Here is a 14,195-nt window from a genome sequence, read left to right on the forward strand (position 1 = left end):
ACTGACAAGGCGCTTATATTATATGACTTTACCGCCAATATAAGTAAGTGATCACAAACTAAATTACAGACTATTAATAGGATACCAAGACAGATTAAGCGCAGGCTTTGGTGTAATTAAACACGGCACAAATAACCGACCTCACCGATGACAAATGGCGAACTTATCACACACTATTTTTTTTACTGGCCGGACAAATCGGTATTGAGGGTTTCTGGCTTTGGTTCAAACAATGAATATGAAAATTATAAGCTTAAAAAAGGAATGATATTGGGATGAGGAAACAGAATTTTACTGAACTTTATAAAAAGTGGCGGAGTGGACGGGACTCGAACCCGCGACCCCCGGCGTGACAGGCCGGTATTCTAACCAACTGAACTACCACTCCGCAGTGGTATGACTTTTTATGCTTATATCAAATGGCGGAGTGGACGGGACTCGAACCCGCGACCCCCGGCGTGACAGGCCGGTATTCTAACCAACTGAACTACCACTCCGCAGAGATATAATGCAATTTTTTTACTCGTTAAAATGTTGGCGGAGTGGACGGGACTCGAACCCGCGACCCCCGGCGTGACAGGCCGGTATTCTAACCAACTGAACTACCACTCCACGAGTAAATAACGATGTTAGTGACGTCGTTTTGTCATAAACTCAGACTACATTGAATCTGATAATCCAAACTAAACCCTGGCTAGATGGCGGAGTGGACGGGACTCGAACCCGCGACCCCCGGCGTGACAGGCCGGTATTCTAACCAACTGAACTACCACTCCACGGTGGTTTAGCTCGGTGTACTTCTTAAAGATGTTGGCGGAGTGGACGGGACTCGAACCCGCGACCCCCGGCGTGACAGGCCGGTATTCTAACCAACTGAACTACCACTCCAAAGAAGTACTGCACAGGATAAGCGATTGGCGGAGTGGACGGGACTCGAACCCGCGACCCCCGGCGTGACAGGCCGGTATTCTAACCAACTGAACTACCACTCCAGCGTGCGCTTATAGAGAAAAAGTATGTGGCGGAGTGGACGGGACTCGAACCCGCGACCCCCGGCGTGACAGGCCGGTATTCTAACCAACTGAACTACCACTCCGCAGCATCTTGTTCTCTCGCTGTTCAGGTGTGCTCCCTGACAGCGGCGTGAATAATACGAATGCCCCCCTTAAGAGTCAACACCTTTTTTGAAAAAATCGGGGATTTTTAGTCATCCGACATCGAAAGGTTCAAAATATCAGCTGATTTGTCATTTTTTGAACTTGGTTTGCCAGAGTTTTCTGCATTCTGATCTAACTCTTCCAAATCTAACTGCTTTTTCTTACCGATAAAGGGCAGGCTGATTTTTAATTTGATGGGCTTTTTCTGTACAAAAATGCGCACGGCCAGCCAACCCAACAGCAGGATCAGCAAATTACCAACAACCACAATGGCAACAATGGCACCGGTGCTGAGACCCGGTTCCGGTTCAGGCGGTGTGACCACACGCTGCGTTGGCCGCTCTGACTCAGGTAACTCCGGTACTTTTTCGATCGGGCGTTCTATTTCAAAGTTATAATCTGGCAGGCGTGCCATAAACTCTCGGCCGTTGATGTTTTCACCAAAGGCGGACAACTCCACACTGTATCGACCCCAGTCATAATTTTTAATTGCCAGCTGGCGGTACAAACGCTCTTCGCCATTAAGGGTGAACATTTGCTCTTCACCATTGGGGTATAAGATTTTTCCCTGAAAGATCACAGTTTCCGGTTTCACCACCTCGGACTCCAACCTGATAGTCAACTGGTGCTCAAAGTCTTCCTGCCCTGCCAGCATCAATTCAAAAGAAAAAGGTGGCTCTGCAATAATGATGGGATCTTTCACTACGCGACGTTTGAGGATGGGCGTTTCTATATAGAATTCGGGTTGCCACTCACCGGCTGGAAAATTCAGACGAAATTCACCAGTAAAGATGCCATCCAGAGGGCGCTCATCAAATTCCCGGCCATCATCTTTAAATTCGGCCACACTTTGCGTGCCCGCACCAAAGTTGGCGTACTGATCATTATTAGTGCTGACAAACTCGACATACAGAGTAACAACATCACGGAAGTAACCAATATCGACGGGCTGGCCATCGTTGGTGACCTGTCCCTGAATTTTCAGCATTTCACCACGGAAGATCAAAGGCGGTAAGGGATCAACCTGCAACTCAATATCCCCCAATACCATAACCCGGCTGTCCTGGCGGATCTGGCCTAACACCTGCCAGGGACCTGGCATAGGATCGGTCACTATCACCAGGTCATAACTGATCTCGTCATACCATTCGAGCTTTTCGTCAGCAATAGCATGCGTGGCGTAGTATTTACTGCCGTCGGGTTTAACCAGCACCACGGCAGGCGTACCCGGGGCACGAAAGAACAACAACGTAATTTTCTTAACATTGTGGTCAATGCGAAAGCGATTATCCAGTAAAGGGATCTCATTGACCTTGCCGTCTCGCTCAAGCAGCGTAATTTGCGGTGTGTCGGCCATCATCGTCGCGCTAAACACTGCGCAATATAACAACATCAATCCTGTTAAGCCGATCCGCATGCCACTTTACCTCATCATAAATTAATCGTTCTCTTGCACTACAGGTGCGAGCCTGAGTGCAGCTACTGCTGCCACAAACTCTGCCCGCAGGCTTTATTGACCAGCTCCATGCGCGCTTCATGCGCATCTAGCTCTTCTGCCGTCGCCAGCACCACATTCAGCGGCGCACGCTCAGCACTCAAGCGACGGATCCCCCCGCCACTGCCCTGCTGTGCCTGTTCATTGTGCTGAGCCAGATTAAGCTTCTTCTGGCCCCCTGTCATAGCCAGGTAGACATCCGATAAAATCTCGGAATCCAGTAAAGCGCCGTGCAATGTTCGTTTTGAGTTATCTATATCATAACGGCGACATAAAGCATCAAGGCTGTTCTTCTGACCCGGATGCAAGTCCCGCGCCATCACCAAAGTATCGAGTACCTCACATACCTCATGAGTTTTTGCAAACCCCTGATTAAGCATAGCAAACTCGTGATCCATAAAGCCGACGTCGAACGGCGCGTTGTGGATCACCAGTTCGGCCCCCTGAATATAGTCATAAAACTCTTGCGCAACATGATGGAAAAAAGGTTTGTCTCGCAGGAACTCATTGGTAATACCGTGAACGTCAATGGCCTCTTCTTCAATACTACGTTGTGGGTTGATGTAGACATGAAAGTTGTTGCCAGTCAGGCGACGATTCACTAATTCCACACATCCAATCTCAATGATCCGGTGACCTTCTTTGGGGTCAATGCCCGTGGTTTCTGTATCCAGTACTATTTGTCTTTTATGCATATCGTCGATTGCCTAACTTTGCTATGGTTAGCGTCTATTGGAGTATTTTACATAAAAACAGGCAAATTCGTGCAAAAATCCGTAGAGATCTATACCGACGGCTCCTGCTTGGGCAACCCGGGTCCTGGCGGCTATGGTGTGTACCTCAGTTACCGAGGTCATGAAAAGACCCTCAACGCCGGATATCGGCTTACCACAAATAACCGCATGGAGATGCTGGCAGCGATAGTTGCACTCGAAACACTCAAGCGTCCATGCCAGGTGATCCTGTACACAGACAGTCAATATGTGAAACAAGGGATCGAATCCTGGCTGGCCAACTGGAAAAAGCGCAACTGGAAAACAGCCGCCAAAAAGCCAGTTAAAAATGTCGACCTATGGCAACGACTGGACGCTGCGGTTCAGCGTCACACCATTGAGTGGCGTTGGGTTAAGGGCCATGCAGGCAACAAATACAATGAGCTAGTGGACGACCTGGCACGCGAAGCCGCTGGCGGTGCGGATCTGCAAGAAGATACCGGTTACCAGAGCGAGTAACCGACTAACTTTGTTCCTGATTACGACATCTGCAAGAAGATACCGGTTACCAGAGCGAGTAACCGACTAACTTTGTTCCTGATTACGACTGTGCTTCAGTCGCGCGCCTTTTACCGCTGGCGTCCATTTAGGACGCGCATGCCATTTGGGTTTAATCGGCGTTAAAGGTGCGACCCGTTTGCGGGCCACCAGCAAATAGACACTGCCCATCGGCTTCATGTAATGACGACAAAAACGTCGCCAGGGCGCAAAACGCGACAACCGTGAACCTCTTGCCAGTGAGGCATGGACGAATCGCTCATCGGCAAGAATTTCAAACCCCAGCAGATCCAGCCAGTCCTTAACCCGGGACGGGGTAAAAAAGCGTCCCGACCAGGGCAGTTTTTCTTTGCTAAATGGCAGCAAATGCGCCAGTCCACACAAACTAAATGGATTAAACCCGCTGATCACGATATACCCACCCGGGATCAGTGTTCGGTGTGCCTCCCGTAAAATATGATGGGGATCAGAATGATATTCCAGACATTGACTGAGAATACATGCGTCTACGCTATGTTCATAAAAGGGTAACTCATCGATTTCTGCTAACACGCCAACATGCCCCCCCTCTGGCGCAACACAAATCTGATGACTGATCGGACTTTGTGACGTATCCAGCTGACCACTCAGGCAGCCCAGCTTGAGCATATGATAACCAAACATTCGCGGCAGCCAATGAGCCATCCGCCTTTCTATGCCTGCGCGCACATAATCTCCATGTGGAAAATCCTGCCACTGGTAGGGTTTCGGACCCTGCTGAAAACTTAGAGCTGGTTTCATGATACGCACTCGCTATACTTGTTACACCTTCACTTTATAGAGCAATGAGTTATGGCGCAAGTCGCAGTGCAAATCCACCCCATCAACGCCTTCAATGACAATTATATCTGGGCAATATGTCCGTCAGATAGCAATTTAATGTGGGTTGTGGACCCCGGGCAAAGCGAGCCTGTTATTGAATTCGCCACAGCACAACACAAACAACTGGCCGGCATCTTAGTCACGCACCATCACTGGGATCATACCGATGGCATCGCACCTTTGCTGGCACATTATGGCAACCTGCCCGTCTATGGCCCCAAAAATACGCCATTTGGCGGCATCACACACCCCTTGAGTGACAGTGATAAGGTCACCATTGCCGGGCTGGAGTTTACCATTGCGCATACACCTGGACATACACTGGACCACATCTGCTACCTGAGTACTGATTTGGCATTTACCGGAGATACCTTATTCAGCGCGGGCTGTGGCCGTTTATTTGAGGGTAGCCCGGCACAGATGTGGCGCGCTATGCAAGCTCTTGCCCAGCTCCCTCCCGAGTGTAAAATTTATTGCACGCATGAATATACGCAGGCTAACCTGACTTTTGCCGCTGCGGTAGAGCCTGGCAATCACGACATTACTACATGGCAGGAGTGGGGCCAGCAACAGCGCGCACAGGCGCTACCGACCTTACCGACAACCATCGCACGTGAGTTAAGCATTAACCCTTTTATGCGGGCAAATCTGCCACATATGCTCGATACTGTACCGTCTGAGTTACAAGCTGACTGTGATGAAGACTGGCAAAGGTTTGCCGTGCTTAGACAATGGAAGGATAATTTTTAGGCACTGCTTTAATTTTTACAACTAAACAGTTAACATTGACGGGTTTTAGCTGTGGATTTTCTGCGGCACCGTACCCTGACAATGGATCAATGACCGAGTTTTATGAAAAAGCCTCTCTTGCTGCTGTTAGTATCAGCACTGTTGAGCGGTTGTCAAACCACGTTCGACAGCCCCACAATTGAACAAGCCGAACAACTGGATCACGCCAGTCCAGCCGAAATCAGCGACACTCTGATGAGTGCCATTCAGGAACCCGTGGAAGCCGATGAGCCGCCACCTGTGTTCGACGACGTCTGGGAGCGGATCCGCTATCAGTTGTCTATTGACGTGCCACAAAACCGGCCTGTAGTTGCAGAACGTAACTACTATCAACGCCACCAGGCTTACCTGGATCGGATTTCGAAGCGCGCCGAACCCTACCTGTACTATATTGTAGAGGAAGTTGAGAAACGCGAAATGCCGATTGAAATTGCATTGCTGCCAATCGTAGAAAGTGCGTTCGATCCGTTCGGTTATTCTCACCGCAGCGCGTCTGGGATCTGGCAGTTTATGCCACAAACCGGAGAGCGGTTCGATCTTAAACAAAACTGGTGGTATGACGGCCGTCGCGACATCGTTCAGTCAACTCGCGCCGCACTGGAATATCTCACTTACCTGCATAAGACACTCGAAGGCGACTGGCTCAATGCCATTGCGGCCTATAACTCAGGAGAAGGGCGACTACTCAAGGCGATCCGGAAAAATCGTAAGGAGCACTTACCAACCGATTTCTGGTCTTTAGATTTGCCACGTGAAACCACAGCCTATGTGCCTAAATTGCTCGCCCTGTCTGACTTGTTAAAACGCCAGGATGAGTTTAATGTTAAATGGAATAAGATCATTAATGCGCAGGTGGTTGATACCGTCGAAGTAGGATCACAAATCGATTTGGCGTTAGCCGCCGAAATGGCAGATATGTCGCTCACGGAGCTTTATCGTCTGAACCCGGGTTTTAACCGCTGGGCCACAGATCCGAACGGACCACATACCCTGTTGCTGCCAGCAGATAAAATCGAAGCATTTCAAACCCGCCTTGCCAGTACACCAGTCAAAGATCGCCTGCGCTGGCAATACTACACCGTTGCGCGCGGTGATAGTTTATCAGTGATTGCCAAGAAGTTTACCACCAGCACCAGTGCAATCCGTTCACTGAATAAATTGGATTCACATATGATCCGGGTTGGTCAGAAACTGCTGGTCCCACTGAGCGACGGCGAGTTACAAAGCGAGCATTTACCAGATGCCGTGCGCAGCGCTGCAAACAAAGCAACACGCAATAAAAAAACCCATACAGTCACCAGTGGCGATACCTTATGGGATATCAGCCGCGAGTATGACGTCACCGTGGCGCAGCTTGCCAAATGGAACAAACTCAAAGCCAACGCAGTACTTAAGCTGGGACAAAAACTCACCATTTATCAGAGCCAGAGTACCACTCAGCCTGTCGCAAACACGACCGAGCGCACCATTACCTATAAGGTACGTAAAGGAGATTCTCTGGCACGGATTGCGGCCAAGTTTAATCTCACTGTCAGTGAAATCGTAAAGTGGAACAAGCTTGCCGGTCAGAAGTATCTCTACCCCGGGCAAAAGCTGAAACTGACCGTGGATGTCAAACGTTCATAACGTTAAAAGCCGCTGACAACAGCGGCTTTTTTATTGGCTCTGGGCATCACGCCTTTGTCAAAGGTGTTGCAACCATTTCTGTAGCCAGGGCGCGACCGCTTCATAAGGCTCAAAATGCTCACACGCATCCACATCCAGCCTGGGCTCTGTCACTGTGGCATTGAGCTCCTGAACCAGCGCATCGATCTGGCGCCCGGCACCACAAAAGGTATCACCGTAACTACTGTCGCCCAACGCAACAACCCCTACGGTTTTCCCCGTCAGCATGGGAAACTGACTTTGCATTTGCAATACTAAGGGTAGCAGGTTTTCCGGAATATCGCCTTGTCCGGTTGTTGAAGAGATAAACAGTAAATTGTCCGCTGATTTGACCTGTTCGAGCGTAGGCACGTCGACGATCACTGCGCTATGCCCTTGCTGCTCAATGTCGTTTTTAACTTCAGAGGCTAAGTTTTCTGCATTGCCAAATACTGAGCCAACAAAAAGCGTAATGGATGCCATTATAGATAGTCCTTTTCTGTGTCTGGCCAGCCCAGTTGTTTGCATAAGTTCAGCATTTCTTCTCCCAAACTGGCGCGAATGGTGATGGGTTGTTGACTATAAGGATGCAAAAACTTGAGCTCAGTTGCAAATAACATCAAACGACGAATACCAAAATGCCCCTGAAAAAAGTGATTTTGCTTGTTATCGCCATGATTCACATCGCCAATTATCGGATGATTCAGGTGATTAAGGTGACGACGGATCTGGTGTTTTCGACCCGTTTTTGGAAAACACTCCACCAAAGAGTATCGAATGCTGGGGTATTTACCCAGCGGTATATTGAGCGTAGCCTGATGCAGACAGTTGAACTGAGTTTGTGCTTCCTGTGGCGCTTTATCCTGATCCGCAAACTTATCAGCAATTTTATCAAGCTGCTCTTTCAAGGGTTTATCAACATACACATCTTGCGGTGCAAAACCCCGTACCAAAGCCAAATAGCGCTTTTGCACCGTGCCGTCGATGAAGATCTGATTCATATCACGCGCTGCCTCGGAGCTCAGCGCAAACAACAAAACACCGGAAGTCGGCCGGTCAAGTCTGTGCACTGGGAACACATGCTGCCCCAGCTGGTCCCTGAGCATCTGCATCGCAAACTGCGTTTCACGTTTGTCTAGAAACGAGCGATGAACCAGTAAGCCTGATGGTTTATTAATGGCCACATAATGTTCATCCTGATAAATGATCTCTAACATCCGGGCCTACTCCGAAACAGCTGAGTCTAGGCGCTGTAACACACTCAGCAATGCATTAAACTGGGGGTGTTGCGCTAAGCTGACTTCTGCCATGGGCGCGATGGCCATATTGGCAGGTAAAGGGGCGCCGTTTTGCAACAAAGTACGCATCTTGACGATAAAAACAAACTGTAACCATTGCTCAAACCGTAACGTATCGCAGCAAAATGGCTGAGTAGACTGTAACGCCTGTTCCGAAACGGGTTCTGCCTGCCAAAGTTTAGCCTGGCGCAACGTGTGTTCGAGCTCATCAAGCAGTTGCCATACTGGGTGATCCATAGTGCTTCCTCAGACAAATACAAAAGCCTCATTATACCCGATCCGACCCGGGCGTTTGTATCTTTATGGTCACCCTTATCAGTCACCAAGAATAAAGTTATAATCGCGCTTCAACGCAATTAAGTGAGATGAAAATGACAGCGCAAATTACGACTTTAGGTGAACTACTAACTTCAGCAGGCACGCAATGGCGCGCCTATGATATTGGCCGTCGCATAACCAAAATCGATAAAAAGCAGTTTGCGCAAATAGAAACCACTCAGGTGCCCTACCCTTACCCACTCGCTGGCCACGCATTATTAGCGATTCAGTTTTGGGACAACCAGGCCACTCAGGACCCCTATGTGTGGTTTTTGAAGCTCCCCCTGGATGAACAGAGTAAACTGGTTGCTGCCAGCCGTGACCACTTTGCCTCTATGGTCATCGATGCCTTAGGCACTCAGCTCACCGGCGAAGCGGCGCAAGGTAAGCTGGATAACAACCCCTATGTCTATGCACCTAATGCCAATAAACTGGCCGCGTTTAATGCGTTGCTGAAAACCGAGCTCAAGCGCCCTGCGTCTCAGTACTATGAATATGCCGAGCTCTATATCGCTGGAAAACTGGGGTTAGATCAGTGGCAAAACCTGGCAGTACAAGGTCTGGCTGACTTTGCCATGCGCCTGGAGCATGGTAACAACCAGAACAATCTCAAGACACACTGGTCACAATTACCCAAGGAAGTTCAGTCGCCTCTGGCGGCCATGTTAGAACATGTTGCCATTGGTGTTGAGCTAACCGAGCACTTATTGGCTGGCCTGAAACAAGCCGTGAACGATCAAGACTTGACTGCGTGTATCAATCATCTCAGAGCATTATCGGGTAGCCATAGTCTCGGGCTCATCGCTGATGCTGTTGATGCTATATTAGACTCACCACTGGCTGCCCAGGCCGATCTGCAACTCACGATTACCGGGCGCTGTTGGGAAACACTGACTGACTCCACTAGGCTCATTAAGCTCATGGACAGTGCGGCACATAACACTGAGGTGGACGGCTTATTTGAAAGCATTTTCGCCGATCTGGTTGCAATTCCGACATTGCGCCCACATGTCTTAGCTCTACTTAGAACAGAAAATCGCAGTGAAACACTGTCCAGAGCAATAGGCAGGCTATTTAAACGATGATCACTCTTTGGCTTTTTATTCTTATTGGCGCAATCATTGCGTCATTTTGGTTTGGCCGTCAGATTGCTGAAGCGGCACAACAACACGCTGTAGGACAAGCAGAAAAGCTCAATGTCCAGTTACTCAGTGTCGCCTGTGTTAAACGCAGGCTCGGTGTACTGAGTAATGGAAAACTGGGAATAAAAAGCCAATTTGCGTTTGAATTCAGCTCAGATCAGCAAAGTGCTTACACCGGCACTATGCATCTTGAGAACCTCCGTCTGAAAAAAATGGATGTTCCACCCCACCGCATGCTGTAATTTCCATAGTCGGGTGACAGATTAAAGTGCGTTTTTCCGAACGGTCACACATGGTCAGTGTGATAATGGTGAGATGTGAGATTAAAGAATGGTTTTGAAGTGTACTTTCACAAAGCAAAAAACCAAGGCGTAACCCTTGCGCTACGCCCCAATCTGACGAATTTCCTGGGAGGTATCCAATTCCTCTGCCTACAACAAACTAGCAAGCCGCCAAGCTTCATCATCCCCTGAACGGGTATACATCCTGACATACCCGATCTTCTTCCCTGACTTCATCCGATAGGTTACATCCTGTAGATATCCTTACCGCATCCAAGCACATCCTTTGTCGACTTGTGTAAACTCTGTCACACCGCTCGACTTGTCTTCCCTATTCCTTTTATAAACAACGTCCTTTTTGTGTCCTAAGCCATCCTGGCCTTGTCCACTTCGCTTATCCTAAGCGTTCCTTACTTCCGTTGTTAAACATCATCCTGATGTTACCCGAGTCTCCCTTGACTCTGTCCACTTCGCTTATCCTAAGCGCTCCTGACTTCCGCTGTTAAACATCATCCTGATGTTACCCGAGTCTCCCTTGACTCTGTCCACTTCGCTTACCCTAAGCGCTCCTGACTTCCGCTGTTAAACATCATCCTGATGTTTCCTGAGTCATCCTGACTCCATCCACTTCGCTTATCCTAAGCGCTCCTGACTTCCGCTGTTAAACATCATCCTGATGTTTCCTGAGTCATCCTGACTCCATCCACTTCGCTTGTCCTAAGCGCTCCTGACTTCCGCTGTTAAACATCATCCTGATGTTTCCTGAGTCATCCTGACTCTATCCACTTCGCTTATCCTAAGCGCTCCTGACTTCCGCTGTTAAACATCATCCTGATGTTTCCTGAGTCATCCTGACTCTATCCACTTCACCCTTTCCTGGCACTGATGTCCTTCCGTCCTTGAACACGATTAAGTTTACGCAATCCTGAATAATGGAAAAGGCGCTTTTTCTCACACTTTTTTTCGTCACCTTCTTGAAACATTAACAAAAACATTAAATTTCAACAACTTAACTTATTACAGAGGGTTAAAACACTGATACTAAAACGCCTTGACCTACATTCATGTGAGAAAAGTCTCACAGGCTTTTTTCCATAATGGCGGTTCGACTTTTAAACAGCAGTTCACCCTGTACTGATTTGAAGGTTAAAACCTGAAGTTTTTCATAGCCATGCTGACTAAAAAAGAAGTTCTGCTCGGCTTCAGACACAAATACCCCGAGACCACTGGCCAACGGATTTTCTTTAACTAATTCGTCCAATGCATCCAGTAAATGATGACCCAATCCTTGACCCTGATAGTGCGGCTCTACGGCAATAAACGAGAGAAAATAATAGTGCCCGCAATCTGCCAATGCTTCACGTATGGTTTTCTCTTTGTCTATTAATTGCTGAGTTTGTAAATATCCAGCGCTCATCATTAATCGCAAACGCCAGTCCCAACGTCGCGATGCTTGTAGCTCTGTCTGAGCTTCAAATACACAGGCAATCGCCAGTAAGTCTTCTTCCTGGTAAAGACCGATTAAAGGTTGAGCGGACTGGCCAAAACAGGATAACTCCTCACGGATCAAAGCACGGAGCCGAGATTCATAGGTTTGTTCATCCGCACCACCCAGTACATCTTTGAATAACTTGTCATCATGGTAGGCTCTGTATAGCAAGCTGGCCGCCACTCTGCTGTCTTCCGGGGATAAATGTTTAATGGTTAGCTGCGCACTGGTTGTTGAGTTTGTCATGGTAAGTCCTTGTGTTTTTTGTTGTGATTATCCGACGATTTTTTCTTGGTCGGTGTTGTAAATCTACTATAGTTATAGCGTACTTTTTAAACAACCAGAGGGCATATGGACACCAGTGCACATAACCTAAAAAACTTATTCGCTCAGCTTGGATTAGACAACAGTGATGCTGGCATCAAGGCATTCTTTAGTCAGCACACACTGCCCAGCGATATGCTTTTGGCAGAAGCCCCGTTTTGGAACGAAGGACAAAAGCACTTCATTGAAGAGTCACTCAGAGAAGATGCTGACTGGAGTGAAATAATCGATGAGCTGGATGCAAGATTACGTTGAACAAAGCTGGCCACACTGACGATAACCGGAGCATTACCCTGCATGTGCAGTGCTAAACACATGTGACATTGAAAAGCGCTATATGTCATCTCACAAACACGAGATGCACCTTTTTACTGGTGATGTTGTGGCAGCTTAGGTGATACAATGCGCTAAGTTTTAATTTCCAGAGGCCGCTTTATGCACCCCGCAGTTTTAAACGCAATTGCCACACTCGTTGCGCAAGGCAAAACCCCTACCGTTGCCACCACCAAAGCCAAACTGGCTGAGCCCGTTGCAATGCCCTTGATCATTGCGGGACTGACGGCTTATAAAAATAACCCCGATCTGCTGTCAACACTGGACGATCAACCAATACAGAACGCACAACCAGCATCACAGGATAACGCGCAGACACAGTTAGATCGCATTGAGGCGAAACTGGATAAATTACTCGCTCTGCTGGAGTCTCGTTAAGATGTTCGTTGTTGATCTCACTTTTGACTGTTATCAGGACACTACGCTTGAGCAAGCAGAGCAGGCAATCAACCGAGTGGTTAACGCGCTGCGTTTCAACGGCCAAATCATTGGCGATGAATTTCCCACCGTTTTGAAAGAAGGCTTTTTTATCACTCGGGTAATGTGTCCACTTGAAGATGCACTGCATCCTCTGCATCACAGCCCATTCGTTAAGCACGCCATTGATCAACTTCAGCAGGCGGGATTGTTAGCACCTAAAGTCAAAGTGATAGGTCAGGATATTCATGCCAATGGCGCTGATCAATGCCAGTCTCCGTCCAGCTATATTCTCTATACAACCTATGTGCACACCTGTAGTCCGTTGTATTGTGGTGATGATTTTCAGCCAGTGCCTCTGTATAAGATCCCGGCCATCGCCAATGGCGATTATAAAGCACTAATAAAATGGCAAGAAGACTGGCAGGCCTGTGATCAGATCCAGATTAATGGTGCAACACGCTGCGAGTTTGCCGCTCTCAATGAATTGACCAGCCTGGACAGCGACCTCACCCGTCGGGGCCTGGATCTCAGTAAACGGATCCGCTATCTCACTAAAAAACCGGTTTATTATTACTTGTACCGGGTTGGGGGTGAAAGCCTGGAACAGGAAAAAGCACGCTTGTGCCCGAGCTGCGGTGCGCAGTGGGCATTAGATGAGCCCTGGTTTGGCATTTTCGATTTCAAATGTGATGCCTGTGAACTGGTTTCCAATATTTCCTGGGATTTTCAGTAAAGACGCAAGAGGTGGCCTCGCCACCTCCTGATATAGCTTAAAACTGCGAGATCAGCTGAGCCAGAAACGCACTCAGACTGGGCGCCAGCACTGTATGTGGCGTCTTACCCACGCGTTCAAGACATACTTCACCCGTACTGAGTTGCACTGTAATTAAGACATCTTCCTGCGCAGTTAAACCAATAAAAACGGTATCAGCTTGCTTCAGGCGACGCTTCATTAACACATGCCCGGTGATATTCTGTTGCAAGCGCTCGAAATCTTCTTCATTCCAGGCCTGCAGCAGTTCAACCTCTTCTCCATCCAGCGTAGCCACAATATTGCCACCATACGCTGTGCCATAAAACGCATTTAACTCAGGGCTAAACTGAGTTTCCAGCGCACTGGCCAGTGCAGTCAAATCACCGCCCGGATTTCTGGACACGGCTTGCCAGGCAATCAGGCCATCGCCTCTTGGCTCACCGGTTTCACACGGGCTGGGCCATTGTGCATCATGCTCGATCAATGGCCAGTGACCGTGGGTCTGCTGTACCGAGTTGGCAAATTTATCATGAAGTTCGAGGATCAAAGTGCTCACGCTCATACTGCTATTTTCGCTCATTATTCGCTATAATCGGAGCCATTGTAACTACTAATGGAT

General features: G+C 48.4%; 16 protein-coding genes and 7 tRNA genes. 8 read left to right on the forward strand and 15 right to left on the reverse strand.

All coding sequences use genetic code 11. The annotated features are described in order from the left end of the window. Window positions 1-311: 311 nt before the first annotated feature. From MHN31_RS20425 to dnaQ, 9 genes are all read right to left on the reverse strand, one after another. A tRNA-Asp gene (locus MHN31_RS20425) sits at window positions 312-388 on the reverse strand. Window positions 389-420: 32 nt separating this feature from the next. Next, window positions 421-497 (reverse strand) — tRNA-Asp (locus MHN31_RS20430). Window positions 498-535: 38 nt separating this feature from the next. Then, a tRNA-Asp gene (locus tag MHN31_RS20435) sits at window positions 536-612 on the reverse strand. An 87-nt stretch (window positions 613-699) separates the two neighbouring features. After that, window positions 700-776 (reverse strand) — tRNA-Asp (locus MHN31_RS20440). Between the two features lie 35 nt (window positions 777-811). Next, window positions 812-888 (reverse strand) — tRNA-Asp (locus MHN31_RS20445). A gap of 27 nt (window positions 889-915) precedes the next feature. Beyond that, window positions 916-992: transfer RNA gene (locus tag MHN31_RS20450), tRNA-Asp, on the reverse strand. 27 nt (window positions 993-1,019) lie between these two features. Further along, window positions 1,020-1,096, reverse strand: a tRNA-Asp gene (locus MHN31_RS20455). A 107-nt stretch (window positions 1,097-1,203) separates the two neighbouring features. Further along, the gene (locus MHN31_RS20460; RefSeq protein ID WP_230090656.1) at window positions 1,204-2,550 is read right to left on the reverse strand and encodes a TIGR03503 family protein; all 1,347 of its coding nucleotides are present in this window, start codon (window positions 2,548-2,550) and stop codon (window positions 1,204-1,206) included. An 86-nt stretch (window positions 2,551-2,636) separates the two neighbouring features. Then, window positions 2,637-3,347, reverse strand: coding sequence for a DNA polymerase III subunit epsilon (gene dnaQ / locus MHN31_RS20465; protein WP_010382759.1), 711 nt, complete (start codon window positions 3,345-3,347; stop codon window positions 2,637-2,639). Between the two features lie 69 nt (window positions 3,348-3,416). Between dnaQ and rnhA the strand changes: the two genes are divergently transcribed. Then, complete coding sequence (gene rnhA / locus MHN31_RS20470) at window positions 3,417-3,884, forward strand: ribonuclease HI (protein ID WP_239445187.1); 468 nt, start codon at window positions 3,417-3,419, stop codon at window positions 3,882-3,884. Window positions 3,885-3,950: 66 nt separating this feature from the next. Here rnhA and MHN31_RS20475 read toward each other — a convergent pair whose 3' ends face one another. Beyond that, window positions 3,951-4,703, reverse strand: coding sequence for a class I SAM-dependent methyltransferase (locus MHN31_RS20475; protein WP_125563499.1), 753 nt, complete (start codon window positions 4,701-4,703; stop codon window positions 3,951-3,953). 51 nt (window positions 4,704-4,754) lie between these two features. Between MHN31_RS20475 and gloB the strand changes: the two genes are divergently transcribed. Continuing rightward, entirely contained in the window at window positions 4,755-5,534 is a 780-nt protein-coding gene (gene gloB, locus MHN31_RS20480; RefSeq protein ID WP_239445188.1) for a hydroxyacylglutathione hydrolase, read from the forward strand. Between the two features lie 102 nt (window positions 5,535-5,636). Next, entirely contained in the window at window positions 5,637-7,199 is a 1,563-nt protein-coding gene (locus MHN31_RS20485) for a LysM peptidoglycan-binding domain-containing protein (RefSeq protein WP_239445189.1), read from the forward strand. 57 nt (window positions 7,200-7,256) lie between these two features. On the opposite strand, the gene MHN31_RS20490 is transcribed toward MHN31_RS20485, so the two are convergent. Genes MHN31_RS20490 through MHN31_RS20500 form a run of 3 tightly spaced genes read right to left on the reverse strand, consistent with a single transcriptional unit; the run spans window position 7,257 to window position 8,752 of the window. Then, the gene (locus MHN31_RS20490) at window positions 7,257-7,700 is read right to left on the reverse strand and encodes a flavodoxin domain-containing protein (protein WP_010382766.1); all 444 of its coding nucleotides are present in this window, start codon (window positions 7,698-7,700) and stop codon (window positions 7,257-7,259) included. After that, on the reverse strand, window positions 7,700-8,434 hold the full coding sequence (truC, locus tag MHN31_RS20495; RefSeq protein WP_049864921.1) for a tRNA pseudouridine(65) synthase TruC: 735 nt from the start codon (window positions 8,432-8,434) through the stop codon (window positions 7,700-7,702). Before truC ends, MHN31_RS20490 begins: the two co-directional genes overlap by 1 nt. 6 nt (window positions 8,435-8,440) lie before the next feature. After that, window positions 8,441-8,752: a YqcC family protein gene (locus tag MHN31_RS20500; protein ID WP_239445190.1), complete on the reverse strand. Its 312-nt coding sequence runs from the start codon at window positions 8,750-8,752 to the stop codon at window positions 8,441-8,443. A gap of 134 nt (window positions 8,753-8,886) precedes the next feature. Between MHN31_RS20500 and MHN31_RS20505 the strand changes: the two genes are divergently transcribed. Together MHN31_RS20505 and MHN31_RS20510 are read left to right on the forward strand one after the other, a co-directional pair. Next, window positions 8,887-9,918, forward strand: a complete 1,032-nt coding sequence (locus MHN31_RS20505) for a DUF3549 family protein (RefSeq protein ID WP_239445191.1) — start codon at window positions 8,887-8,889, stop codon at window positions 9,916-9,918. Next, window positions 9,915-10,217: a DUF3301 domain-containing protein gene (locus tag MHN31_RS20510; protein ID WP_010382772.1), complete on the forward strand. Its 303-nt coding sequence runs from the start codon at window positions 9,915-9,917 to the stop codon at window positions 10,215-10,217. The genes MHN31_RS20505 and MHN31_RS20510 overlap by 4 nt, the downstream gene beginning before the upstream one ends. Window positions 10,218-11,334: 1,117 nt before the next feature. On the opposite strand, the gene MHN31_RS20515 is transcribed toward MHN31_RS20510, so the two are convergent. Continuing rightward, a complete protein-coding gene (locus MHN31_RS20515; RefSeq protein ID WP_125563512.1) occupies window positions 11,335-11,991 on the reverse strand; it encodes a GNAT family N-acetyltransferase in 657 nt (218 codons plus the stop codon). A gap of 105 nt (window positions 11,992-12,096) precedes the next feature. Between MHN31_RS20515 and MHN31_RS20520 the strand changes: the two genes are divergently transcribed. The 3 genes from MHN31_RS20520 (at window position 12,097) to MHN31_RS20530 (ending at window position 13,555) form a co-directional block, all read left to right on the forward strand. After that, a complete protein-coding gene (locus MHN31_RS20520) occupies window positions 12,097-12,324 on the forward strand; it encodes a DUF2789 domain-containing protein (protein ID WP_125563514.1) in 228 nt (75 codons plus the stop codon). Window positions 12,325-12,504: 180 nt separating this feature from the next. After that, window positions 12,505-12,780 carry a hypothetical protein gene (locus MHN31_RS20525; RefSeq protein ID WP_239445192.1) on the forward strand — a complete coding sequence of 92 codons (276 nt, stop codon included), beginning with the start codon at window positions 12,505-12,507 and terminating at the stop codon, window positions 12,778-12,780. Between the two features lies 1 nt (window position 12,781). Then, window positions 12,782-13,555, forward strand: a complete 774-nt coding sequence (locus tag MHN31_RS20530) for a Zn-ribbon-containing protein (RefSeq protein WP_239445193.1) — start codon at window positions 12,782-12,784, stop codon at window positions 13,553-13,555. A gap of 37 nt (window positions 13,556-13,592) precedes the next feature. Here MHN31_RS20530 and syd read toward each other — a convergent pair whose 3' ends face one another. Further along, window positions 13,593-14,138 carry a SecY-interacting protein gene (gene syd / locus MHN31_RS20535; RefSeq protein WP_239445208.1) on the reverse strand — a complete coding sequence of 182 codons (546 nt, stop codon included), beginning with the start codon at window positions 14,136-14,138 and terminating at the stop codon, window positions 13,593-13,595. Window positions 14,139-14,195 lie beyond the last annotated feature (57 nt).

Origin of the sequence: Pseudoalteromonas sp. McH1-42 (genome assembly GCF_022347845.1) — a bacterium.
Classification (GTDB): Bacteria; Pseudomonadota; Gammaproteobacteria; order Enterobacterales; family Alteromonadaceae; genus Pseudoalteromonas; species Pseudoalteromonas rubra_D.

Bases quoted from the DNA above. Each gene is read 5' to 3' on its own strand.
- MHN31_RS20460 (WP_230090656.1), bottom strand. From the start codon at position 2,550: ATGTTGTTATATTGCGCAGTGTTTAGCGCGACGATGATGGCCGACACA.
- dnaQ (WP_010382759.1), bottom strand. From the start codon at position 3,347: ATGCATAAAAGACAAATAGTACTGGATACAGAAACCACGGGCATTGAC.
- MHN31_RS20475 (WP_125563499.1), bottom strand. From the start codon at position 4,703: ATGAAACCAGCTCTAAGTTTTCAGCAGGGTCCGAAACCCTACCAGTGG.
- gloB (WP_239445188.1), top strand. From the start codon at position 4,755: ATGGCGCAAGTCGCAGTGCAAATCCACCCCATCAACGCCTTCAATGAC.
- MHN31_RS20485 (WP_239445189.1), top strand. From the start codon at position 5,637: ATGAAAAAGCCTCTCTTGCTGCTGTTAGTATCAGCACTGTTGAGCGGT.
- MHN31_RS20490 (WP_010382766.1), bottom strand. From the start codon at position 7,700: ATGGCATCCATTACGCTTTTTGTTGGCTCAGTATTTGGCAATGCAGAA.
- truC (WP_049864921.1), bottom strand. From the start codon at position 8,434: ATGTTAGAGATCATTTATCAGGATGAACATTATGTGGCCATTAATAAA.
- MHN31_RS20500 (WP_239445190.1), bottom strand. From the start codon at position 8,752: ATGGATCACCCAGTATGGCAACTGCTTGATGAGCTCGAACACACGTTG.
- MHN31_RS20505 (WP_239445191.1), top strand. From the start codon at position 8,887: ATGACAGCGCAAATTACGACTTTAGGTGAACTACTAACTTCAGCAGGC.
- MHN31_RS20510 (WP_010382772.1), top strand. From the start codon at position 9,915: ATGATCACTCTTTGGCTTTTTATTCTTATTGGCGCAATCATTGCGTCA.
- MHN31_RS20515 (WP_125563512.1), bottom strand. From the start codon at position 11,991: ATGACAAACTCAACAACCAGTGCGCAGCTAACCATTAAACATTTATCC.
- MHN31_RS20520 (WP_125563514.1), top strand. From the start codon at position 12,097: ATGGACACCAGTGCACATAACCTAAAAAACTTATTCGCTCAGCTTGGA.
- MHN31_RS20525 (WP_239445192.1), top strand. From the start codon at position 12,505: ATGCACCCCGCAGTTTTAAACGCAATTGCCACACTCGTTGCGCAAGGC.
- MHN31_RS20530 (WP_239445193.1), top strand. From the start codon at position 12,782: ATGTTCGTTGTTGATCTCACTTTTGACTGTTATCAGGACACTACGCTT.
- syd (WP_239445208.1), bottom strand. From the start codon at position 14,138: ATGAGCGTGAGCACTTTGATCCTCGAACTTCATGATAAATTTGCCAAC.